Genomic DNA, 22,423 nt, shown 5'->3' on the forward strand with positions numbered 1-22,423 from the left:
AACGCCAGGCTTTTTTCGTTCAGCCGCCCCCTGTGGTGGTGACTCAAGGTTCAGCGCGAATGCCGGCGGCGCTCGGCGGCGAGTTTTTCGGCGAGGTGATCCAGGTCGGGGACGGGCGGCTCGGGGAGCTTTCTGAGGGTGGCCTGCATCAGCTTCATCTGGCGAATGAAACGTCGGCAGTTGGGACAGAACATCAGGTGATGACGCACCATCAGGCGTTCGCGAAAGCTCAATTGACCGTCGAGATAATCGCTGGAGCGTGCCACTTGTTCCTTGCAGGTCAGCATTCGCCGGTCTCCTCGAAATGTTCCACGGTCGCGAAGACCTTCAGCCGGGCACGATGCAACAGCACACGTACGTTAGAGAGCGAGATCCCCAGAAGATTACAAATTTCTTCCAGCTCCAGCCCCTGGCGTTCGCGCAAGTTCAGCACGCTGCCTTGCAGTTCCGACAGGCTGAGCAGCGTGTGCTCGAGGCAATCGCGCAATTCGCTCTCCGTCAGCAGCGCTTCCGGCGTGTCCTGGTGCCAGGCGAACGGCGCCAGCAACCAGTGGCCATCGGCGGCGAAGCGATCATCGCCGAGCGTGCCATGGGGCGATGGCAGGTCGTCGAGCAGCACCTCGCGACGGTTCTGCTTGTAGCGCCCCTTGGCAGCGTTGGCTGTGATGGTCAGCAACCAGGTCTTGAGGCTGGAGCGGCCCTGGAAACCACTGAGGTTGCGCACCACGGACAGCCAGGCGTCCTGCACCACTTCGTCGGCATGGCGACTGCCAACGATGGCATAGGCGACCGCGCGCATCGGGCTCTGGTAGGTGCTGACCAGTTCCTTGTAGGCGCGCTGCTCCCCCGCCAGCAAGCGTTGGAGCAGTTGGGTGTCGTTGGTGGTAGTCATTCAAGCTCTCATATGCCTGACACTATTGTGGCGAGGGGAATTATCCCCTCGCCACAATAAATCCGCTAACAACTGGATCAATGTTTGCGCAGGATCACGCTACCAATCGAATACCCCGCCCCAAACGAACTGAGTACCGCCACCGAGCCGCTGGGCAAGTCATCCTGGTTCAGGTGGAACGCAATCACCGAACCCGCCGAGCTGGTGTTGGCATAGCGGTCGAGGATCACCGGGGCTTCCTCTTCAGTGGCTTCGCGTCCTAGCAGCTTGCGCACGATCAGGTGGTTCATGCTCAGGTTGGCCTGGTGCAGCCAGAAGCGCTTCACTTGCTCGACGTTCAACTGGTTTTCTTCCAGATGAGCGCCAATCAGCTCGGCCACCATCGGGCAGACATCGCGGAACACCTTGCGGCCTTCCTGGACGAACAGCTTGTCACGGGTGCCGATGCCCTCTTCCGCGGCGCGGTTGAGGAAGCCGAAGTTGTTGCGGATGTTGTTGGAGAACTTGGTGAGCAGCTTGGTGCTGACCACATCGAACTGATGCGGCGAGGTCGCCAGGTCCGCCCGCTCGATGATCACGGCGGTGGCCGCGTCGCCGAAGATGAAGTGGCTGTCGCGGTCACGGAAGTTCAGGTGGCCGGTGCACACTTCGGGGTTGACCATCAGGACCGCCCGAGCCTGGCCCAGTTGCACGCTGTTGGCCGCGGCCTGGATGCCGAACGTCGCCGAGGAGCAGGCCACGTTCATGTCGAAACCGAAACCTTCGATGCCCAGGGCTTCCTGGACTTCGATGGCGATGGCCGGGTACGCGCGTTGCAAGTTGGAACAGGCGACGATCACCCCATCGATGTCGGCGACGGTACGGCCGGCGCGCTCCAGCGCCTGTTTCGCGGCGCCGATGGCCATTTCGCAGAGCACCGACCATTGCTCATTGGAGCGCTCGGGCAGGCGTGGGGTCATGCGTTGCGGGTCGAGGATACCGTCCTTGTCCATGACAAAGCGGCTCTTGATACCGGAAGCTTTCTCGATAAACGCCGCGCTGGATTCGGTCAACGCCTCGATTTCACCGCGCTCGATGGCTTCGGCGTTGTCGGCATTGAACTGCGCGACGTAGGCGTTGAAGGATTGCACCAGCTCTTCATTGGAAATGCTGTTGGCCGGGGTATACAGGCCGGTGCCACTGATGACGACGTTATGCATGGTCGTGTCTCTGATCTGTTCAGGCAGAAAGCATTGGCACCAACGTACCAATACGCAAAGGGTCTTTTCCCATCCTGGGAAGCAGACCTGGCATCGCTTTATTCCGATCCGCCCGGGGAATTGAAGCTCAAAACCACGGGACCGGCATTTATAGCCGCGAAGTTTGCCATAAACGCTGGCGTTTGGCCCATTCTCCCTCAATCAAGACACAAAACCCTTGTGGGAGCGGCAAAAGCCAGGGCAAGACACAAGACCCTGTGGGAGCGAGCCTGCTCGCGATAGCGGTCTGTCAGTTGATAGGGATGTCGACTGACACTGCCTCATCGCGAGCAGGCTCGCTCCCACAGGCATCAATGGTGTTGCCTCAGGGCTCCACCTGCCCCCACTGCTTGCCCAGGCGCTTGTCCGAAATAGGCACCTTGGTCCCCAACTGCTGGGCGAACAGCGACACTCGGTATTCCTCCAGCCACCAGCGGTAAAGCTCCAGTTGCGGATCGCGCTTGCCTTCCTGGGCGTGTTTGCCGGCGCGGGTCTGGTACTGGGCCCAGAGGTTCGACAGTTCGCCGCTCCAGACCCGGTCTTTCTGCACCTGGCTGCCCAACTTCTCGAAACGCTGCTCGATGGCCTTGAGGTAACGCGGCAGTTCCTTGAGCCATTGATGCGGAGTTTCGCGCACGAAGCCCGGGTACACCAGATGACTGAGCTGTTGCTTGATGTCGTTCAGCGCCACGGCCTGGGCCAGATCGATCTTGCCTTTGAAGCGCTTTTGCAGACCATGCCAGAGCTTGAGGATATCCAGGGTCAGCTTCGCCAGGCGTTCGGCGTGTTCGGTCCAGCCGCCGCGCTTGCGCTCGGCCAGGGACGCCAGCGCGGCGCCGTCACGGGGCAGGTTCGCTTCGCCTTCCAGAACGCAGCTGTCGAGACTGGCCAGCAGGATGTCTTCCACCAGGTTGTCGATGCGTCCCAGTTCGCGGTAGAGCAAGCCCAGTTCCGTCAGCCCCGGCAATTTGCTCCGCAGGAACTTGGCCGACTCCGCCAACTGCTGCATCAACAACCGTTGCAAGGCCCGGCGATGCTGGTACTCGGCTTCGGCCGGGGTAGGGAAACGCCCTTCCTTGACCACACCGCCCTCCTCCACCAACGCCGGATACACCGTCATCGACAACCCGGCGATCTTCTGCTGGGTCTTTTCCGCCACCGGAGCGAAGACTTTGGCTTCCACCGGCGCCTGGCTTTTCGCGGTTTGCGGCACGGCCAAGGCAGCCTGGCTGGCTTCGGCAAAACGCGCTGTCAGCTCGGCCAGGTCGCGACCCTCGCCGAGGAACTTACCCTGGCCGTCGACGATTTCCAGGTTCATGCGCAGGTGGCCTTCCACTTGCTGCGCCGCTTCGGCCCAGGCTTCGTCGCTGACCCGCGCGCCGGTCATGCGCAGCAGCTCGCGGCCCAGGGATTGCGGCAACGAACCTTCGGCGAAGGTAATGCGTTGCAGCGCCGCCTTGACGAAGTCCGGCACCGGCACGAAGTTCTTGCGCAGGGCCTTGGGCAGGTTGCGCACCAGGGCAATGCACTTGGCCTCGATCATGCCGGGCACCAGCCACTCCAGGCGCTCCGGCGGCAGCATCGGCAACAGCGGCGCCGGCACCCGCAATGTCACCCCGTCGCGGGGATGGTTGGGTTCGAAGTGGTAGCCGAGGGGCAACGTCAGGTCGCCGACGCGCAAGGTGTCGGGGAAGTGCGCGGCGGTCACTTCGCTGGCCTCGCGAGCCAACACGTCCTCTTCGCGCATGATCAACAACTGCGGGTCTTTCTGGCTGTTGATCCGGTACCAACTGTCGAACGTCGCGGTCTGGTGGATCTCGGCCGGCAAGCGTGCGTCATAGAAAGCGAACAGGGTTTCTTCGTCCGCCAGGATGTCGCGGCGACGGGCCTTGGCTTCCAGTTCGTCGAGTTGCTCCAGCAATCGGGTATTGGCCGCCAGGCACTTGGCCTTGGACTGGATCTCGCCACGCACCAGGGCTTCGCGGATGAACAGCTCCCGCGACACCACCGGGTCCACCGGCCCGTAATGCACCGGCCGACGGCCGACCACGATCAGCCCGAACAGGGTGATCTGTTCATACGCCACCACCTGTCCGCGCTTCTTCTCCCAATGGGGTTCGAAGTGGTTTTTCTTGATCAGGTGCCCGGCCAGCGGTTCGATCCAGTCCGGTTCGATCTTGGCGACCATGCGCGCATACAGCTTGGTGGTTTCCACCAGTTCGGCGGTCATCAGCCACTGCGGACGCTTCTTGCCCAGCCCCGACGAAGGGTGGACCCAGAAGCGCCGTTGGCGGGCGCCCAGGTAGTCGCCGTCTTCGGTTTTCTGGCCGATCTGGCTCAACAGGCCCGAGAGCACCGCTTTGTGCAGTTTCGGGTAGTCGGCCGGGTCCTTGTTGAGGCTCAACTGCATGTCGCGGCAGATCAGGCTCAACTGGCGATGAGCGTCGCGCCACTCGCGCAGGCGCAGGTAGTTGAGGAAGTTCTTGCGACACCAGTTGCGCAACGGGCTGGCCGTCAGGGCCTGGCGTTGTTCTTCAAAACCGCGCCACAGGTTGACCAGCCCGGCGAAGTCCGAGTCAGAGTCCTTCCACTGGGCGTGGGCCTGGTCGGCGGCCTGCTGACGTTCGGGCGGACGCTCTCGCGGATCCTGGATCGACATGGCGCTGGCGACAATCAGCACTTCCTGCAGGCTGCCCAGCTTCGCCGCTTCCAGCAACATGCGGCCCATGCGCGGGTCCACCGGCAAGCGCGCCAACTGACGGCCCAAAGGGGTCAGTTGGCTGTTGCGGTCCACTGCCGACAACTCTTGCAGCAGGTTGAAACCGTCGCTGATGGCCTTGCCATCCGGCGGCTCGATGAACGGGAAATCAGTGATCTCGCCCAGGCGCAGATGGAGCATCTGCAGGATCACCGCCGCCAGGTTGGTGCGCAGGATCTCGGGGTCGGTAAATTCCGGCCGGCCGAGGAAATCTTCTTCGCTGTACAGCCGTACGCAAATCCCCGGCTCGACCCGCCCGCAACGCCCCTTGCGCTGGTTGGCGCTGGCCTGGGAAATGGCTTCGATGGGCAGGCGCTGGACCTTGGCGCGATAGCTGTAGCGGCTGATCCGCGCGGTGCCGCTGTCGATCACGTAGCGGATGCCCGGCACGGTGAGCGAGGTTTCGGCGACGTTGGTCGCCAGCACCACACGACGGCCCGGGTGGGACTGGAAGATCCGCTGTTGTTCGGCCGGGGACAAGCGCGCATACAACGGCAAGATCTCGGTGTGCTTGAGCTGGACCTTGCGCAGCATTTCCGCCGCGTCACGAATCTCCCGCTCCCCCGGCAGGAACACCAGCACATCGCCAGGGCTGCGGCGCTCGCTGCGCTCATGGGCGGCGATTTCATCGAGGGTGGCGAGAATCGCCTGGTCGACGGTCAGGTCGTCCTCGACGCGGTTGCCCTCTTCGTCCTGCTCCAGGGTCAGCGGGCGGTACCAGGTTTCCACCGGGAAGGTGCGGCCCGAGACTTCCACGATCGGCGCGTCGTCGAAGTGCTTGGAGAAACGCTCCAGGTCGATGGTCGCCGAGGTGATAATGACCTTAAGGTCCGGGCGGCGCGGCAGCAGGGTCTTGAGATACCCCAGCAGGAAGTCGATGTTCAGGCTGCGCTCGTGGGCTTCGTCGACGATGATCGTGTCGTAGCGCTCGAGGTAGCGGTCGTTCTGCGTCTCGGCCAGCAGGATGCCGTCGGTCATCAACTTGATCAGGGTGTTGGCGTCGCTCTGGTCCTCGAACCGCACCTGGTAGCCCACCAGCGCGCCCAATGGCGTGGCCAGTTCTTCGGCGACCCGGCTCGCCACGCTGCGGGCGGCGATCCGGCGCGGTTGGGTGTGGCCGATCAAGCCATACTGGCCGCGCCCGATTTCCAGGCAGATCTTCGGCAATTGCGTGGTTTTGCCCGAGCCGGTTTCGCCGGCGATGATCAACACCTGGTGCTTGAGCAGCGCGTCCTTGATTTCGTCACGCTTGGCGGCAATCGGCAGATTGTCGTCGTAGCGAATCAGCGGCAGGCTGGCCTTGCGCGCCAGCACCTGGTCGCACGACGCCTGCATGCGCGCCACCCACTGGGCCAGCTTGGCCTCATCGGGTTTCTTGCGCAGCTCGAGCAACTGCCGCCGCAACCGGTGACGGTCGGCGAGCATGGCGTGGTCGAGGTTCTTCAGCAGCTTGTCGATAGCGGGGGCTTGGTCAGTCATCGGGTACGCAAGGGTCGTCGGTTTTATGCAGGGGGCGATTGTCGCAGATTTGCGCCCGCTGCGCCGAACACATGCCCTCTTTGCCTGCCACCCTCCCCTGTGGGAGCGAGCCTGCTCGCGATGGCGGTGGGGCAGTCGACATGGATATTGATCGGACAATCGCCATCGCGAGCAGGCTCGCTCCCACAAGGGATCTGCGTGAATTCGAACGTTATTCGTTATCCAGGTCCTTGCGCCGATACGGGAACACATCAATCACCTTCCCCGCTCGAATGGCCTCTTGCAGGCCTTTCCAGTAGTCGGCGTTGTACAGCTCGCCGTGCATCTGGTCGAACAACTTGCGCTGCCCGGCGTCGGCGAACAGGAAGGGTGGGAACTCCTCGGGAAAGACGTCCAGCGGACCGATGGAGTACCACGGTTCGGAGGCCATTTCGTCTTCCGGGGTGCGCGGCTGGGGGATGTGTCGGAAGTTGGCTTCGGTGAGGAAGCAGATCTCGTCGTAGTCGTAGAACACCACCCGGCCATGGCGGGTCACGCCGAAGTTCTTGAGCAACATGTCGCCGGGGAAGATATTCGCCGCCGCCAACTGCTTGATGGCCAGGCCATAGTCCTCCAGCGCCTCGCGCACCTGGGCCTCGCTGGCGTTTTCCAGGTAGAGGTTCAGCGGTGTCATGCGCCGCTCGGTCCAGCAGTGACGAATCAGCACCGTATCGCCTTCCACCGACACCGTGGAGGGCGCCACTTCCAGCAACTCTTCCAGGCACGCCGGTTCGAACTTGCCCAGGGGAAAGCGGAAATCGGCGAACTCCTGGGTATCGGCCATGCGTCCGACCCGGTCGACACTTTTCACTAGCCGGTACTTCTCGATCACCGTGGCGCGGTCGACGTTTTTCGACGGCGAGAAGCGGTCCTTGATGATCTTGAACACCGTGTTGAAGCCCGGCAACGTGAACACGCTCATGACCATGCCGCGCACACCCGGCGCCATGATGAACTGGTCGTCGGTGTTCGCCAGGTGATTGATCAGGGCCCGATAGAATTCGGACTTGCCGTGCTTGTAGAAACCGATGGAGGTGTACAGCTCGGCGACGTGTTTGCCTGGCAGGATCCGCTTGAGGAAGCCGATGAATTCCGCCGGCACCGGCACGTCCACCATGAAATACGAACGGGTGAACGAGAAGATGATCGAGACCTGGGCCTCGTCGGTGATCAGCGCGTCGATCTGGATGCCCCGACCCTCGCGGTGCAACAGCGGAATCACCAGCGGCCACTGATCATCGCGGGTGTAGATCCGCCCCACCAGGTAGGCGCCCTTGTTGCGATAAAGCACTGATGAAAACAGCTCCACGGTCAATTCCGGGTCCTTGCAGACCCAATCCGGCAGGTTTTCTCGCAGCTGGGCTTCGAGGCGCTGCAGGTCGCTCGCCAGGTCGGCGTAGTCTTCGCTGAACCGGTAATCGGCGAAAATGTCCGCAAGCATCCGGTCCAGTTGGCCCTGGGGCTTGTAGGTACGGGTCTGCGCGGAGCGGGCCCGACGCAGGCTCGGCCGGGTGGTGTGGATAAACATGGTGCCGTCGCTGATCAGGTCATGGCTGAACAGGCCGCAGAAAATCGAGTTGTACCAGGTCTCGGACAGCTCATCGTCGAAACGCAGGTCGATCAGGCTGATGTAAGCACTTTTCACCAGCGGCCAGCAGCTCACATCCATCAGCGCCTCGGCATCGAAGGCCTTGCGCAGCCGGGCCACGGTTTCGAAGACTTTTTCTTCGTACAGATTGATCCGCGCCGCCGACGCCGCTTGCGCTTCCTGCCATCGGGCCTGCTCGAACCGGGCACGGGCACCGTCGGTAATCTGCCGGAAATGCTCGCGATAATCGTCGAAGCCGTCGAGAATCGATCGGGCGATATCGCTGGCGGGCCATGGCTGCGGCATAGGGAAACCTCGACGGGGGGTCTTGTCATGAGCGGCTGAGCTTAGAGGCCAATCACGCGGCAACGCAACCATTGCCATTGGTCCCAGGGAGGGCGACACTTGCCGGCCAACCATGGAAGGACTCCCTCGTGAACCTCGTCGATCTCCTGCGTCTGCTGTCATTGGCCGCCATCTGGGGGGCGAGCTTCCTGTTCATGCGCATTATCGCGCCCGTCATCGGCACGATCCCCACGGCCTTTTTTCGTGTCTCCATCGCCTTCGTCGGGTTGGTGGTGATCCTGGCACTGATGCGGGTCGACTGGAATTTCCGTGGCAAGCTGAAAGTCGCGATGGGGCTGGGCCTGATCAACTCGGGCATTCCCGCGACGTTCTATTCCCTGGCGGCCCAAACCCTTCCGGCCGGTTACTCGGCGATCTTCAACGCCACGACGCCTCTGATGGGGGTGTTGATCGGTGGGCTGTTCTTCAGCGAGCAACTCACGGTCGCCAAGGTCAGCGGCGTGTTCCTCGGGCTGCTCGGCGTCGGCATCCTGACCCGCGCCGGCCCGGTGGCCTTCGACCTGCAACTGCTGATGGGCGCCCTCGCCTGCCTGATGGCCACCACCTGTTATGGCTTCGCCGGATTCCTCACCCGGCGCTGGCTCGATCATCAAGGCGGGTTGGACAGCCGTCTTTCCGCCCTGGGGAGCATGTTCGGCGCCACGGTGTTCCTGCTGCCACTGTTCGGTTACAGCGTCATCAGCCAACCCCCGGCCAGCTGGGGTGGCTGGAGCGTCTGGCTGTCATTGCTGGGGTTGGGGCTGGTGTGCACCGCGCTGGCGTACATCCTTTATTTCCGGTTGCTCAGCGCCATCGGGCCGGTCAAATCCATGACCGTTACCTTCCTGATCCCGCCATTCGGCGTGCTGTGGGGGGCGTTGTTGCTGGATGAGCCGTTGGGGATGGCGCATCTGTATGGCGGGGTGCTGATTGCGGCAGCATTGTGGCTGGTGTTGAAGCCGGCGGCGCAGAAGCCGGTCGAGGTGTCTGCCCGCTAGCGCATCGGCGCATTCGAGCATGTCATCGCGGGCAAGCCTTGCTCCCACAGGATGTCGCAAACCTGTGTGAGCAAGGCTTGCCCGCGATGGAGGTACTGCAGTCACTGGCCCGCTAACGGCTAGCGGCGTTTACGAAACACAAACACCAGCCCGACGATGATCAGCGCCATCCCCAGCAAGCTCAACAGCGCCAGCCGGTTGCCGAACACCAGGTAGTCCATGACCGCCGTCACCGCCGGCACCAGGTAGAACAGGCTGGTGACATTCACCAGATTACCCCGTGCAATCAGCCGGTACAGCAGCAAGGTCGCCAGCACCGAGACCACCAAACCCATCCACAACACCGGCACGATGAAGCCCGCACGGGTCTCGAAATGGAATGGCTGGAACGGCACGAACACCGCACACAATAAAAGTCCGGCCAGGTACTGCACCGGCAGCGTGCCGAGGGGATTATCGGTAATGCGTTTCTGCATGATCGACCCGGCGGTCATGGACACCAGCGCCAGCAACCCGCACAGCATTCCGGTCAAGGACATCCCCGCCAATCCGATGCCCTGGTACACCACCATGACCAACCCGACCAACCCGAGCGCCAGGCCGAACAGACGCGACCAGGAACGCTGACGTTCCACGAGCACCACCGTGAGGATGGGTTGTACGCCCATCAGGGTGGCCATCACGCCGGGTGTCACGTTCATTTGCAGGGCCAGCAGATAGAAAATCTGATAGGCCCCCAGCAGCACCAATCCTGTGGTCGCGGCATAGATCAACGGCTTGCCGACCGTGGGCAGCTTGAACCTGAACACCGGGATCAACAACACCAACGCACACAGTGCAATGGCAAAACGGATCAGCAGAAAAGCGAAAGGTGAAGCGTGGGCCAGGCCCAGTTTGGAAAAGATTGCGCCGCTGCTCCACAGCAGGACGAACAGGCTCGTGGAAGCCGCCGCCAATAACGCGTTCTTGGATAGGGAAAACATGGATACCACCTGTAGTCAGGCAAAAGCCAACTCAGCCGAGGCTGAAGTCCAGTAGTTTTTTTCAGGCAGGCACAGGGGACGGCAACCGTTGCCGATCAGCCCTGAACGCCAACACCCGGCGGTGATACGACGGCGTACACCGATGAGCTACTGACAGGTGGAGGGTATTGACCGATCTGCACAGGCTGCTGATTCCCGCACGGCACGACGCCAGCGTTGAACGCTGGAACCACAACCGCGATGACAGGGGATACAGGCATGAGCCGATCTCTTTGGGGAAGTGGGTTCGAAAACCCGACGAGCGCTGACTATAACCAGCGCTCGAAGTATTGCGCAATGGTTAACCGAACAACCAATAGCCGAGTGCCGTGAGTACCACCACCGCCAGCACCGGCCGCATCACCCGATACACCTTGGGGTACTTGCGTTTCCACTGCTTGACCCGGCCGCTGATACCATCGCTGAACGACTTGCTCCAGGCGTAGACCTGGTTGATACCGCCGACGCGTTCGTCGTCCAGATTCTGCGGCGCGGTGGCGCGGCCGAGGAAGCCGCTGACAGCGCGATTGAGACGGGTCATCAACCGGCTGCTCAAGGGGCGCTCGACATCGCAGAACAGGATCACGCGGGTCTGGGGTGTTTCATTCTTGACCCAGTGCACGTAGGTTTCATCGAACATCACATCTTCGCCGTCGCGCCACGCATAGATCTGGCCGTCGACGAAGATCCGGCAATCGTCGGAGTTGGGCGTGGAAAGCCCCAGGTGATAGCGCAACGAGCCGGCGAACGGATCGCGATGGGGGTTCAAATGGCTGTCACCCGGCAGCAGTGCGAACATCGCGCCGCGGACGTTGGGAATCCGGTTGACCAGCTCGACGGTCCTGGGGCACAGCACTTCGGCCGACGGCAGCGGTTTGTCGTACCACTTGAGGTAGAAGCGCTTCCAGCCTTTCTTGAAGAACGAGCCGAAGCCGGCATCGTTGTTCTTTTCCGCGGCCCGGATGTAACCCTCGTCGAACAGGTGCATCGCCTCATCACGGATGACCTGCCAGTTGTCCTTGAGCACATCCAGTTCGGGGAACTTGCTGCGGTCCAGGTAAGGCCTGGACGGTACGCCGGAGAACAGGTACATCAGGGTGTTATAGGGTGCGAACAGCGCCGAGTGGTTGACGAACTGGCGCAACACCGGCAAACGCGCCTTGCCGCGCAGGTGCACATAAAGCGTACTGCCCAGAAACAGCAGCAGTACCGACGCCTTGGCGACAAACGAAACGGTCATTCATAACTCCTTGTCAAAAAAGCAACTGATGCGACGTCAACTGCCCGACGTGGCCGGGGGCCATGCTAAATGCTCATGGCCCGGGTAGAAACCGTCTAACGCAATATTCACTATTGTGCAGGACGCAATAAACCTAACAGGCGTCACCTGAACCCTGGCTGACGCCAGTCAAAACACCTTCAATCCTGCTGAAGGCTTCTGTGGCGAGGGGATTTATCCCCTCGCCACAGAAGCTGTCCTGCCACCGTATTACTGCTGGTTTTCCTGTTCGGTAAACAGATCACTGAACAGCATGCTCGACAAGTACCGCTCGCCCGAATCCGGCAGGATCACCACGATCGTCTTGCCCTGCATCTCGGGTTTTTCCGCCAGGCGTGCGGCCACGGCCATCGCCGCGCCACAGGAAATGCCACACAGAATGCCTTCTTCCTGCATCAAGCGCAGGGCCATGGCCTTGGATTCGTCGTCCGTCACCCGCTCAACCTGATCGACCATCGACAGATCCAGGTTCTTCGGCACGAATCCGGCACCAATCCCCTGGATCTTGTGGGGGCTGGGCTTGATTTCCTGGCCCGCCAGCGCCTGGGTAATCACCGGCGAGCTCTCGGGCTCCACCGCCACCGACAGGATCGGCTTGCCGCAGGTGTTCTTGATATAGCGGGAGACCCCGCTAATGGTTCCGCCGGTGCCCACGCCCGCCACCAGCACGTCCACCGCGCCGTCGGTGTCGTTCCAGATTTCCGGGCCGGTGGTTTTTTCGTGGATCGCCGGGTTCGCCGGGTTATCGAACTGCTGCGGCATGAAATAACTGGACGGATCGCTGGCGACGATCTCGGCGGCCTTCTCGATGGCGCCCTTCATGCCCTTGGCCGGTTCGGTCAGCACCAGCTCGGCGCCAAGGGCCTTGAGCACCTTGCGCCGTTCGATGCTCATGGAGGCCGGCATGGTCAGCATCAGCTTGTAGCCACGAGCAGCGGCGACGAACGCCAGGCCGATCCCGGTGTTGCCCGAGGTCGGCTCGACGATGGTCATGCCTGGCTTGAGCTTGCCGGTGCTTTCAGCGTCCCAGATCATGTTCGCGCCAATCCGGCACTTGACCGAATACCCCGGGTTACGCCCTTCGATCTTGGCCAGGATGGTGACACCCCGCGGGGCAATGCGATTGATCTGCACCAGTGGCGTATTGCCGATGGAATGGGCGTTGTCAGCGTAGATACGGCTCATGACTAGGTCCTTAGTGATGCGTGAATTCAAGCGCCTAAAGGTATGCCTGTTGCCCGAGGGCGTCCAGTTGCAGCGAACGTTCGCAGGGCTGCAACGGTCAATGGTTTTAATATTGCCTGAGACCGAACGACATGAAGCGTCGATACAGCTGGCCACTGTGGACTCTCACAGCCATCGTTGCGGTGTTGGTGGCCCTGCATTTCACGTTGCCTTACCTCGTGCGCAACTACCTGAACGACAAACTGGCCGACATGGGCGACTACCGCGGCCAGGTCACTGATGTGGACCTGGCGCTCTGGCGCGGAGCCTACCGGATCAACGGCCTGAAAATCGTCAAGGTCGACGGCAAGGTCCCGGTACCGTTCGTCGATGCACCGCTGGTCGACCTGTCTGTCAGCTGGCACTCGCTGTGGTACGACCACGCAGTGGTGGCCGAGGCGGAGTTCGCCCGGCCCGAAGTGAACTTCGTCGATGGCGGCGGCAACCGGCAGAACTCCCAGACCGGCCAGGGCACCAACTGGCGCGAGCAGCTAAGCAAACTGCTGCCCATCACCTTCAACGAGGTGCGGATCAGGGACGGCAAAGTGGCCTTTCGCAATTTCAACTCCAAGCCCCCGGTCAACCTGCGGGCCACCGACGTCAACGCCAGCTTCTATAACCTGACCAACGTGGTCGATACCGAAGGCAAGCGTGACGCCCGTTTCGAGGGCAAAGCCCTGGTGGCCGAACATGCGCCGCTGGAGGTGCAAGCCACCTTCGACCCGCTGAGCAAGTTCGAGGATTTCGACTTCCGCCTGCGGGCCAGGAACATCGAACTCAAGCGCCTGAACGATTTTGCCGCGGCCTACGGCAAGTTCGACTTCAATGCCGGCCATGGCGACCTGGTGATCGAGGCTGAGGCGAACAACGCCAAACTCAGCGGCTACATCAAACCGCTGCTGCGGGATGTGGACGTATTCGATTGGCAACAAGACGTGGAAAACGAGAAAAAGAACATTTTCCGTTCGGTCTGGGAGGCGCTGGTCGGCGCCGGCGAAACGGCCCTGAAGAATCAGCGCAAGAACCAGTTCGCCACCCGGGTCGAGCTCAACGGCAATGTCCATCAACAGGACATCAGCGCCTTCGAAGCCTTCCTGCAGATCCTGCGCAACGGTTTCGTCGAGGCCTTCAACGCGCGCTACGAGCAGCCGCCGCCCTCTAAGGACTAGCCTGTGGCGAGGGAGCTTGCTCCCGCTGGGCTGCGTAGCGGCCCTAAAAAGCCGGCGAGCGCTGCGCACTCGAGCGGGAGCAAGCTCCCTCGCCACAATCGCCCTCCTTTGTCCGGCCATCCGCCAAGACCGGGTCAACATGTGACGCCCCATTCAGAGACTGAATACAGCGTCTGCGTTCACAGTCGGCGGGACGTCGCGTTATAGTCGAGCACGACATTTTACTTCGCGCGCCCCGCCTCGCCGGGCCAGCGACACGTTCGAGGAAATTGCAGATGAAGTTCGAAGGCACCAGCGCCTACGTGGCCACCGATGACCTGAAGCTGGCCGTGAACGCCGCCATCACCCTGGAGCGGCCGTTGCTGGTCAAGGGCGAACCGGGCACCGGCAAGACCATGCTCGCCGAGCAGCTGGCGGAGTCCTTCGGCGCGCGCCTGATCACCTGGCACATCAAATCCACCACCAAGGCTCATCAGGGCTTGTACGAGTACGACGCGGTCAGCCGCCTGCGCGACTCGCAACTGGGGGTGGACAAGGTCCATGACGTGCGCAACTACCTGAAGAAGGGCAAGCTCTGGGAGGCTTTCGAGTCCGAAGAACGGGTCATCCTGCTGATCGACGAGATCGACAAGGCCGACATCGAGTTCCCCAACGACCTGCTGCAGGAACTCGACAAGATGGAGTTCTACGTCTACGAGACCGACGAAACCATCAAGGCCAAGCAGCGCCCGATCATCATCATTACCTCCAACAACGAAAAAGAGCTGCCGGATGCGTTCCTGCGTCGCTGCTTTTTCCACTACATCGCCTTCCCGGACCGCGTCACCCTGCAGAAAATCGTCGATGTGCACTACCCGGACATCAAGAAAGACCTGGTCAGCGAAGCGCTGGACGTGTTCTTCGACGTGCGCAAAGTGCCGGGCCTGAAAAAGAAGCCCTCCACCTCCGAGCTGGTGGACTGGCTCAAGCTACTGATGGCCGACAACATTGGCGAAGCGGTGCTGCGTGAACGCGATCCGACCAAGGCCATCCCACCGCTGGCCGGTGCCCTGGTCAAGAACGAACAGGACGTGCAATTGCTTGAGCGCCTGGCGTTCATGAGCCGTCGCGGCACGCGTTAAGCCCTCTTCGTCAACAAGCGCGAGGGCCACTGCCATGCTGCTGAACCTGTTCAATGAAATGCGCGCCGCCAAGGTGCCCGTGTCGGTGCGCGAGTTGCTGGACCTGATCAACGCGCTGAAACAGCGGGTGATCTTTGCCGACATGGACGAATTCTATTACTTGTCCCGGGCGATCCTGGTGAAGGACGAGCGCCATTTCGACAAGTTCGACCGGGCGTTCGCCGCTTACTTCAACGGCCTGGAAAAACTCGACGACCATCTCCAGGCACTGATTCCCGAAGACTGGTTGCGCAAGGAATTCGAGCGTTCGCTGACCGATGAGGAGCGGGCGCAGATCCAGTCCCTGGGCGGCCTGGACAAGCTGATCGAGGAATTCAAGAAGCGCCTGGAAGAACAGAAGGAACGCCATGCCGGCGGCAACAAGTGGATCGGCACCGGCGGTACCAGCCCGTTCGGCTCCGGCGGTTTCAACCCCGAAGGCATCCGCGTCGGCGACGCCGGCAAGCGCCAGGGCAAGGCCGTGAAGGTCTGGGACCAGCGCGAATACAAGAACCTCGACGATCAGGTGGAGCTGGGTACCCGCAACATCAAGATCGCCCTGCGCCGCCTGCGCAAGTTCGCCCGCCAGGGGGCGGCCGAAGAGCTGGACATCGATGGCACCATCGACCACACCGCCCGGGACGCCGGCCTGCTGAACATCCAGATGCGCCCCGAGCGGCGCAATACCGTCAAGCTGTTGCTGCTGTTCGACATCGGCGGCTCGATGGATGCCCACGTGAAAATATGCGAAGAACTGTTCTCGGCCTGCAAGACCGAGTTCAAGCACCTGGAGTACTTCTACTTCCACAATTTCGTGTACGAGTCGGTGTGGAAGAACAACCTGCGCCGCACCTCGGAACGCACCTCGACCCAGGACCTGCTGCACAAGTACGGCGCGGACTACAAAGTGATCTTCATCGGCGACGCCGCCATGGCGCCCTATGAAATCACCCAGGCCGGCGGCAGCGTCGAACATTGGAACGAGGAAGCGGGCTATGTGTGGATGCAGCGCTTCATGGAGAAGTACAAGAAACTCATCTGGATCAACCCCTATCCGAAGGACACCTGGGGCTACACCGCCTCGACCAACATCGTGCGGGAATTGGTGGAGGACCGAATGTATCCGCTGACCCTGCGGGGGTTGGAGGAAGGGATGCGGTTTCTTTCCAAGTAAGGATTGTTGTCGAGCATTCGGGCCTCATCGCGAGCAGGCTCGCTCCCCCACTGGATCTGCGTCACACATGAGATCCCTGTGGGAGCGAGCCTGCTCGCGATGCTTCTAGCGGTCTAAAAACCCCCGCAAGCACTCCACCTGCTGCCGATGCGCAACCTCCTGCACCACCGGACGCAACCGCACCTGCGTGCCTGGCAGGCATTGCGCCAGCCGCGCCAGGGCCAATGGCGTCAAGGCGCCCAGGCGTGGGTAACCGCCAATGGTCTGCCGGTCGTTGAGCAGCACGATCGGCTGGCCGTCCGGCGGTACCTGCACGGCTCCCAGGGGAATGCCCTCGGAAATCATCGCAGGCCCCTGATATTTCAGCTCAGCCCCCAGCAAGCGGATGCCCATGCGGTCGGCGCGGCTGTCCAGCGTCCAAGGACTGTTGAACGCATCGAACAGGCTCTGTCCGCCGAACGCGCCATTCTGCGCCCCCAGGATCAGGTCCAGCGGCTGGGTCTGCTGGAAATCCGGGATCAGCCTGCCCGGCATCGGCCGAGGTGTGACCGGGCCTGAATAGCTCAAATGCTCGCCACGGCCCAGCGCGCGCCCCAGTCCATCCAGGCCGCCGAGCTCTTCACGCACGACCGTCGCCCGGCTGCCCAGTACCGCCGGCGCATCGAACCCACCGGGGGCCGCGAGGTACGCCCGGGCACCGAGCACCGGTTGGGTCAAGGCCAGGGTCTGACCCTTGCGCAAACTGAAATAACGCCACGATGCCACGGCCTGACCGTCTACCCGCGCCCCGAGGTCCGCCCCGGCCAACGCCAGTACGCAATCCTCTTCGGCCTCCACCGTGAAACCGCCGAGGGTGATTTCCACCGCCGTCGCGTCCAGGGCATTGCCCAGCATCCAGTTGGCCCAGGCCATCGACAGCCAGTCCGCCGCGCCGCCCTGGGTCACGCCCAGATGCCTGACGCCGAAACGGCCACCGTCCTGCAGCAGGCACAGCGGTGTGCTGGCCTTGATCGACAAACGGCTCATGCCAGGGCCTCCTGCGGTGTGTCGTCACCGCCCAAGGCGATGAATTCGGCGTGGTCCACGGCGACAAAGCGTACCGTGTCGCCGGGCTGCATCAGGCTGTAGCCGTCACGCTCGCGATCGAACAGTTTGGCCGGGGTACGACCGATCAGGTTCCAGCCGCCGGGTGATACCAGCGGATACGCCGCGGTCTGGCGCTCGGCAATGCCGACGCTGCCCGCTGCCACCCGCTTGCGAGGCGTGTCGAGGCGCGGCGCGGCCAGCACTTCGTCCACCAGCCCCATGAAGGCAAAACCGGGCGCAAACCCCAGGGCAAACACCTGGTATACGTGCTCGCTGTGACGACGGATCACCTGCTCCACCGTCAACCCGCTGCGACTCGACAACAGGCTCAGTTCAGGCCCGACGCTGAGGTCGTACCACACCGGCAGCACATGGTTCTGGCCGACCGAGCGGGCGTCAGGGGAAAGATTGTTCAACGCCTCGTTGACCAGATCCCGCGCCTGAGCCGGGTTCAACGCCAGCATGTCGTAATGCACCATCAGCGTGGTGTAGGACGGCACCAGGTCGATCAGGTCCCCGGCGAACACCTCGCGCAGACGCTCACTGGCAGCGAGCATCCACGGCATGTGGGTCTCGGCGATCTCATCGAACAGGCGCACCATCAGGCAGTCCACCGCGACCACTTCCACCCGTGGTCTCATGATGCACACTGCCGGTCCAGTGCTTCGCAGATGCGTTGCACCGCCGCCACGGAGCTGGCGTTGTCACCGTGCACGCACAAGGTATTGGCATGCAGGACCAACGCGCTGCCATCGCTTGCGGTCAGCGAGTCGCCACGGGCGATGGTCAGGGCCTGCCCGATGATGACCTCGGCATCGTGATGCACTGAGCCCGGCAACTGGCGCGAAACCAGGTGACCGGCGCTGTCGTAAGCACGGTCGGCGAAGGCTTCGAACCACAACGTCAGACCATATTCATCACCCAGGGCCTGGGCGGCGCTGTTGTCCCGGGTCGCCATCAGCATCAGCGGCAACTGCGGGTCGTAGGCCGCGACGGCCTGGATCACGGCACGCAGTTGCGCCGGGTTGGCCATCATGTCGTTGTACATCGCACCATGGGGTTTGACGTAGCTGACCCGCCCGCCCTGGGCCCGGCAGATGCCGTCGAGGGCGCCGATCTGGTAATGCAGCAGGTCTTGCAGCTCCTGGGCGGTGTAAGCCATGGAGCGGCGGCCGAAACCCACCAGGTCCTGATAGGCCGGGTGTGCGCCGATTTGTACGCCATGGCTCAAGGCCAGGCTGACGGTCTTGCGCATGATGCTCGGGTCACCGGCGTGAAAACCGCAGGCGATGTTGGCGCAATCGATGAAGGGCATCACCTCGGCGTCCAGACCCATGGTCCAGTTACCGAAGCTTTCGCCGATATCGCAGTTCAAAAGCAGGCGGTTCACAGTGAACGCTCCTGTAGGTTGTTTCTTTTCTGGCCGTGGGGCATGCACCCCACAGGTTATCAATTACTCGGCATCCAACTGCTTGCCTTGGGTTTCCGGCAGGCTGAGGGCTGCCAGGATCACCACGCCGTAGGACACGGCTGCGAACGCGCCGATGCCGACACTCAGGGGCACCTTCTGGCTCAGCAGACCGATCAGCAGCGGGAACAGCGCCGCCAGCGCCCGACCGATGTTGTAGCAGAAACCCTGGCCCGAACCGCGGATACGGGTCGGAAACAGTTCGGTAAGGAACGAGCCCATGCCGCTGAACATTCCCGACGCGAAGAAGCCCAAGGGGAAGCCCAGCCAGAGCATCACGTTATTGCTCACCGGCATCTGGGTGTACAGCAGCACGATAACGAACGAACCGACGGCGAACAGGATAAAGTTCTTCTTGCGGCCCAGGATGTCGGTCAGATAGGCGCTGATGACGTAACCCACATAGGAACCGACGATCACCATCGCCAGGTAGCCACCGGTACTCAGCACACTCAAGCCACGTTCATTCTTCAGGAAGGTCGGCAACCACGAGGTGATGGCGTAGTAGCCACCCAGCGCACCGGTGGTCAGCAACGAGGCGCGAATCGTGGTGAAGAGGATGCCGGGGGCAAAAATCTCATAGAACTTCGCCGGATTGCTCGGTTCCTGACGGGCCTTGGTCTGGTTATAGATCTCCGGGTCCTTGACCAGTCGCCGGACGAAAATCACGAACACCGCCGGGACCAGGCCGAGCATAAACAGGGCGCGCCAGGCGTCTTCCGGTGCCAGCACCGAGAACAGCAGCGCATACAGAATCGCCGTCATGCCCCACCCCAGCGCCCAACCCGCCTGCACCATGCCAACCGCCTTGCCGCGATCCTTGGCGCGGATCACTTCGCCCATCAGCACCGCGCCGGCGGTCCATTCGCCACCGAAGCCAAAGCCCATCAGGGTACGGGCGATCAGCAGTTGTTCATAACTCTGGGCCAGGCCACACAGGAAGGTGAAGAAGGCGAACCACAGCACTGTCAGTTGCAAGGTACGGACCCGACCGATACGGTCCGAGAGGATACCGGCTATCCAGCCGCCAAGGGCCGAGGCAATCAGGGTGCTGGTGTGAATCAGCCCCGCCTGCCCGGTGGTGATGCCCCACATCGCGATCAGGGTCGGTACCACGAAACTGAGCATCTGCGTGTCCATGCCGTCCAGGGCATAACCGATCTTGCAGCTCCAGAAGGTGCGGCGCTCCTGCTGATTGATGTTGCGATACCAGTCGAACGGGCCGGAACGGGCCTGGGTTTGGGGGACGCCGAGTGTGTCAGGGGCACTCATGGTGGTTCTCCACGGTTTTATTGTTATAAGCCTCGACGACGGGAGCGTAGAGACCGGTTGCCCCGATTCTTGGGCCCACGGCGCGGCGCGTCCAACGAATAAAATTGCGGACGGGTCATAAGAAAAAGTTGATTGGGTGGGAAACGGTGGAGTGTCTGGTTGGAATGCTGTTGTGGCGAGGGGATTTATCCCCGCTGGGCTGCGCAGCAGCCCCCTTGGATCTGTCTGACACACCACTGGGGCTGATGTTTTTTTGGGGCTGCTTTGCAGCCCAGCGGGGATAAATCCCCTCGCCACAGAAAAGCTCTATCTGGGTGGGGTCAAAGCCCGCGCAAATCCCGCTCTTCAATCGGTCGGCTCTGGCGCAGGCGCTTGCCGCCCAGCACTACCCAGTCGATCAGGCGGAACAGGCACTCCAGGCCGAACGACAGCAGCATGGCACCGCTGATGCCCCAGATCATCGCTTCGGGGGTCAGCAGGATCTGGTAGCTGTAGCCATTCCAGGTTTCCTTGCGGATGTCCGGATCGGCGGCCAGCGCCACTTGCAGCAACCGGATATACCACGGGCCTTGCATCGCCTGGTATTGCTTGTCCAATGCCTGCTGACGCACCAGCAGGGTGTTCAGGCTGTCGGCATCGCTGCGAAAGATCGGGTCCTCGCTGGCGCGGTAATGAGCCACCAGGGCCTGCATGTCACCTTTGAAGAACTGGTTGGCGGTGCCCTGGAAGCCTTGCAGGCCGTTCTGGGCTTCGATCAGATGCGCCTCGACCCGCTTGGCGTAATCGCTGATGAAACCCGGCACCTGGACCCCCACCAGCAGGCCCACTGCAAACAACACCAGCCGTAGATAACTGAGCAACATAACGTAACGTCCTTATTCGGTGCGGCCGTGGCTGACGCATTCGCCGCGTCGCCACAGGCTCCATTGGCCCGGTTCGTAGCGGGTCCAGGTTTCGTTTTCGGTCAAGGGTTCGGTGGCGATCACCGTGACCACGTCGTTGGGCGTGGTTTCGGCCTGGAAATCCACAATCACATCCACGTCCTTGAGCCGCGCCGGGCCAAACGGCGCGCGACGGGTGATCTGGGCCAGTTTGGTCGAGCAATAGCAGAACAGCCAGTCGCCATCGCTGAGCAGGCAGTTGAACACACCCTTGCTGCGGTATTCGGAACAGGCCTGAATCAGCGAGGGCAGCAATTGCTCCACCTCCACCGGTTCCGGGAAAGCCTGGCGCACACGGTTGAGCAGGTCGCAGAACGCCGCTTCGCTGTCAGTATCGCCCACCGGGCGGTAGAAACTCACCTCCGGCTGGAAACCGGCGAGCTGGCCGTTATGGGCAAAACACCAGTTGCGCCCCCACAACTCGCGCACGAACGGGTGGGTGTTGGACAGGCAGACCTTGCCGACATTGGCCTGGCGGATATGCCCGATCACCACTTCGCTCTTGATCGGATAGCGCTGCACCAGGTTCGCCACTTCCGATTCACTGCTGGCGGCCGGGTCCTGGAACAGGCGCAGGCCGCGGCCTTCATAAAACGCGATGCCCCAACCGTCCCGGTGCGGCCCGGTCTTGCCACCACGCTGCATCAGCCCGGTGAAGCTGAACACGATGTCGGTCGGCACATTGGCACTCATGCCCAGTAACTCACACATGCTCGGACTCTCGCTTGAAGGGGCAGGCCGGGTTACAGACGCGGCTCGATGCGCGAACGCTGGGGATTGCTCGGCACCGGCGGGCGACCGTAACGGTCATCGCCGGCCACGCCGAACGGCGGCTCGTCATCCTCCGCATCAGCTGCGGCGGCAGCGGCTTTCGCGGCGGCGGCCCTTTCCTTGCGGGCGTTGGAAGCACGCTCGATGGGGAAGCGGATCAACGCGAAGATCAGGTAGACGCCGAAGGCGATCATGCCGTACATGAGCAGGTCGGACGCTGCGCGCCAGACGTTGTTGCCCACCTTGAACAGAATGTCCAGGGCAACAATGGCCAGGGCCGGGGCAAACTTGTCCTTCACCGGGTCGACAATGGTGGGGCAGAACAGCAACACCGCCACCAGCAACCGCAGCGGCTCGCGCAACCAGCGCCACATCCAGCGAGTGAGGCGCATCCATACGAGCAGGCAGCCCAGTGCGGCGAAGGCGTAAAGGCCCCAGGCGATCAGATAGTCGTTCTCGGTCATGGTGTCCATGGCAAGGCAGGCAAGTCGGGTAGGAACAGACCATTACTGGCCTGTCC

General features: G+C 62.1%; 19 protein-coding genes. 4 read left to right on the forward strand and 15 right to left on the reverse strand.

What is annotated here, in order from left to right; all coding sequences use genetic code 11:
- Positions 1–50: 50 nt before the first annotated feature.
- The 5 genes from FGE05_RS26395 to aceK form a co-directional block, all read right to left on the reverse strand.
- Entirely contained in the window at positions 51–287 is a 237-nt protein-coding gene (locus FGE05_RS26395) for an anti-sigma factor (protein ID WP_024780432.1), read from the reverse strand.
- On the reverse strand, positions 281–892 hold the full coding sequence (locus tag FGE05_RS26400; RefSeq protein ID WP_139649582.1) for an RNA polymerase sigma factor: 612 nt from the start codon (positions 890–892) through the stop codon (positions 281–283). The genes FGE05_RS26395 and FGE05_RS26400 overlap by 7 nt, the downstream gene beginning before the upstream one ends.
- 77 nt (positions 893–969) lie before the next feature.
- Positions 970–2,091 (reverse strand): beta-ketoacyl-ACP synthase III, encoded by a 1,122-nt coding sequence (locus tag FGE05_RS26405; RefSeq protein WP_139649584.1) that lies wholly within the window; start codon positions 2,089–2,091, stop codon positions 970–972.
- Between the two features lie 364 nt (positions 2,092–2,455).
- Entirely contained in the window at positions 2,456–6,367 is a 3,912-nt protein-coding gene (gene hrpA / locus FGE05_RS26410) for an ATP-dependent RNA helicase HrpA (RefSeq protein WP_139649586.1), read from the reverse strand.
- Positions 6,368–6,578: 211 nt separating this feature from the next.
- Positions 6,579–8,300 carry a bifunctional isocitrate dehydrogenase kinase/phosphatase gene (gene aceK, locus FGE05_RS26420; RefSeq protein WP_139649589.1) on the reverse strand — a complete coding sequence of 574 codons (1,722 nt, stop codon included), beginning with the start codon at positions 8,298–8,300 and terminating at the stop codon, positions 6,579–6,581.
- Positions 8,301–8,428: 128 nt separating this feature from the next.
- Here aceK and FGE05_RS26425 point away from each other — a divergent pair, with 128 nt between their 5' ends.
- Positions 8,429–9,337 carry a DMT family transporter gene (locus FGE05_RS26425; RefSeq protein WP_139649591.1) on the forward strand — a complete coding sequence of 303 codons (909 nt, stop codon included), beginning with the start codon at positions 8,429–8,431 and terminating at the stop codon, positions 9,335–9,337.
- 119 nt (positions 9,338–9,456) lie between these two features.
- Here FGE05_RS26425 and FGE05_RS26430 read toward each other — a convergent pair whose 3' ends face one another.
- The 3 genes from FGE05_RS26430 to cysK all read right to left on the reverse strand — a co-directional run bounded on the left by FGE05_RS26430 (position 9,457) and on the right by cysK (position 12,823).
- On the reverse strand, positions 9,457–10,320 hold the full coding sequence (locus FGE05_RS26430) for a DMT family transporter (RefSeq protein WP_139649593.1): 864 nt from the start codon (positions 10,318–10,320) through the stop codon (positions 9,457–9,459).
- Between the two features lie 340 nt (positions 10,321–10,660).
- A complete protein-coding gene (locus FGE05_RS26435; RefSeq protein WP_139649595.1) occupies positions 10,661–11,599 on the reverse strand; it encodes an aspartyl/asparaginyl beta-hydroxylase domain-containing protein in 939 nt (312 codons plus the stop codon).
- 249 nt (positions 11,600–11,848) lie between these two features.
- Positions 11,849–12,823, reverse strand: coding sequence for a cysteine synthase A (gene cysK / locus FGE05_RS26440; RefSeq protein ID WP_139649597.1), 975 nt, complete (start codon positions 12,821–12,823; stop codon positions 11,849–11,851).
- Between the two features lie 131 nt (positions 12,824–12,954).
- On the opposite strand from cysK, the gene FGE05_RS26445 reads away from it, so the two are divergent.
- The 3 genes from FGE05_RS26445 (at position 12,955) to FGE05_RS26455 (ending at position 16,365) form a co-directional block, all read left to right on the forward strand.
- Entirely contained in the window at positions 12,955–14,031 is a 1,077-nt protein-coding gene (locus FGE05_RS26445) for a DUF748 domain-containing protein (protein WP_139649599.1), read from the forward strand.
- 275 nt (positions 14,032–14,306) lie between these two features.
- Positions 14,307–15,152: a MoxR family ATPase gene (locus tag FGE05_RS26450; protein WP_003184225.1), complete on the forward strand. Its 846-nt coding sequence runs from the start codon at positions 14,307–14,309 to the stop codon at positions 15,150–15,152.
- A gap of 34 nt (positions 15,153–15,186) precedes the next feature.
- A complete protein-coding gene (locus FGE05_RS26455; RefSeq protein WP_003198888.1) occupies positions 15,187–16,365 on the forward strand; it encodes a VWA domain-containing protein in 1,179 nt (392 codons plus the stop codon).
- A gap of 105 nt (positions 16,366–16,470) precedes the next feature.
- Here the strand turns inward: FGE05_RS26455 and FGE05_RS26460 are convergent, their stop codons facing one another.
- From FGE05_RS26460 to FGE05_RS26490, 7 genes are all read right to left on the reverse strand, one after another.
- The gene (locus FGE05_RS26460) at positions 16,471–17,391 is read right to left on the reverse strand and encodes a biotin-dependent carboxyltransferase family protein (RefSeq protein WP_139649601.1); all 921 of its coding nucleotides are present in this window, start codon (positions 17,389–17,391) and stop codon (positions 16,471–16,473) included.
- Entirely contained in the window at positions 17,388–18,092 is a 705-nt protein-coding gene (pxpB, locus tag FGE05_RS26465) for a 5-oxoprolinase subunit PxpB (RefSeq protein WP_139649602.1), read from the reverse strand. The genes FGE05_RS26460 and pxpB overlap by 4 nt, the downstream gene beginning before the upstream one ends.
- Complete coding sequence (locus FGE05_RS26470) at positions 18,089–18,841, reverse strand: 5-oxoprolinase subunit PxpA (protein ID WP_139649604.1); 753 nt, start codon at positions 18,839–18,841, stop codon at positions 18,089–18,091. The genes pxpB and FGE05_RS26470 overlap by 4 nt, the downstream gene beginning before the upstream one ends.
- A gap of 63 nt (positions 18,842–18,904) precedes the next feature.
- A complete protein-coding gene (locus tag FGE05_RS26475; protein ID WP_139649606.1) occupies positions 18,905–20,191 on the reverse strand; it encodes an MFS transporter in 1,287 nt (428 codons plus the stop codon).
- Between the two features lie 320 nt (positions 20,192–20,511).
- Complete coding sequence (locus FGE05_RS26480; protein WP_041020191.1) at positions 20,512–21,054, reverse strand: DUF2937 family protein; 543 nt, start codon at positions 21,052–21,054, stop codon at positions 20,512–20,514.
- 12 nt (positions 21,055–21,066) lie between these two features.
- Positions 21,067–21,843 carry a class II glutamine amidotransferase gene (locus FGE05_RS26485; protein WP_139649608.1) on the reverse strand — a complete coding sequence of 259 codons (777 nt, stop codon included), beginning with the start codon at positions 21,841–21,843 and terminating at the stop codon, positions 21,067–21,069.
- Positions 21,844–21,875: 32 nt separating this feature from the next.
- A complete protein-coding gene (locus tag FGE05_RS26490; protein ID WP_041020193.1) occupies positions 21,876–22,376 on the reverse strand; it encodes a hypothetical protein in 501 nt (166 codons plus the stop codon).
- Between the last annotated feature and the right edge of the window lie 47 nt (positions 22,377–22,423).

The sequence above is a fragment of the Pseudomonas sp. ICMP22404 genome (assembly GCF_006227205.1).
Taxonomy (GTDB): Bacteria; Pseudomonadota; Gammaproteobacteria; order Pseudomonadales; family Pseudomonadaceae; genus Aquipseudomonas.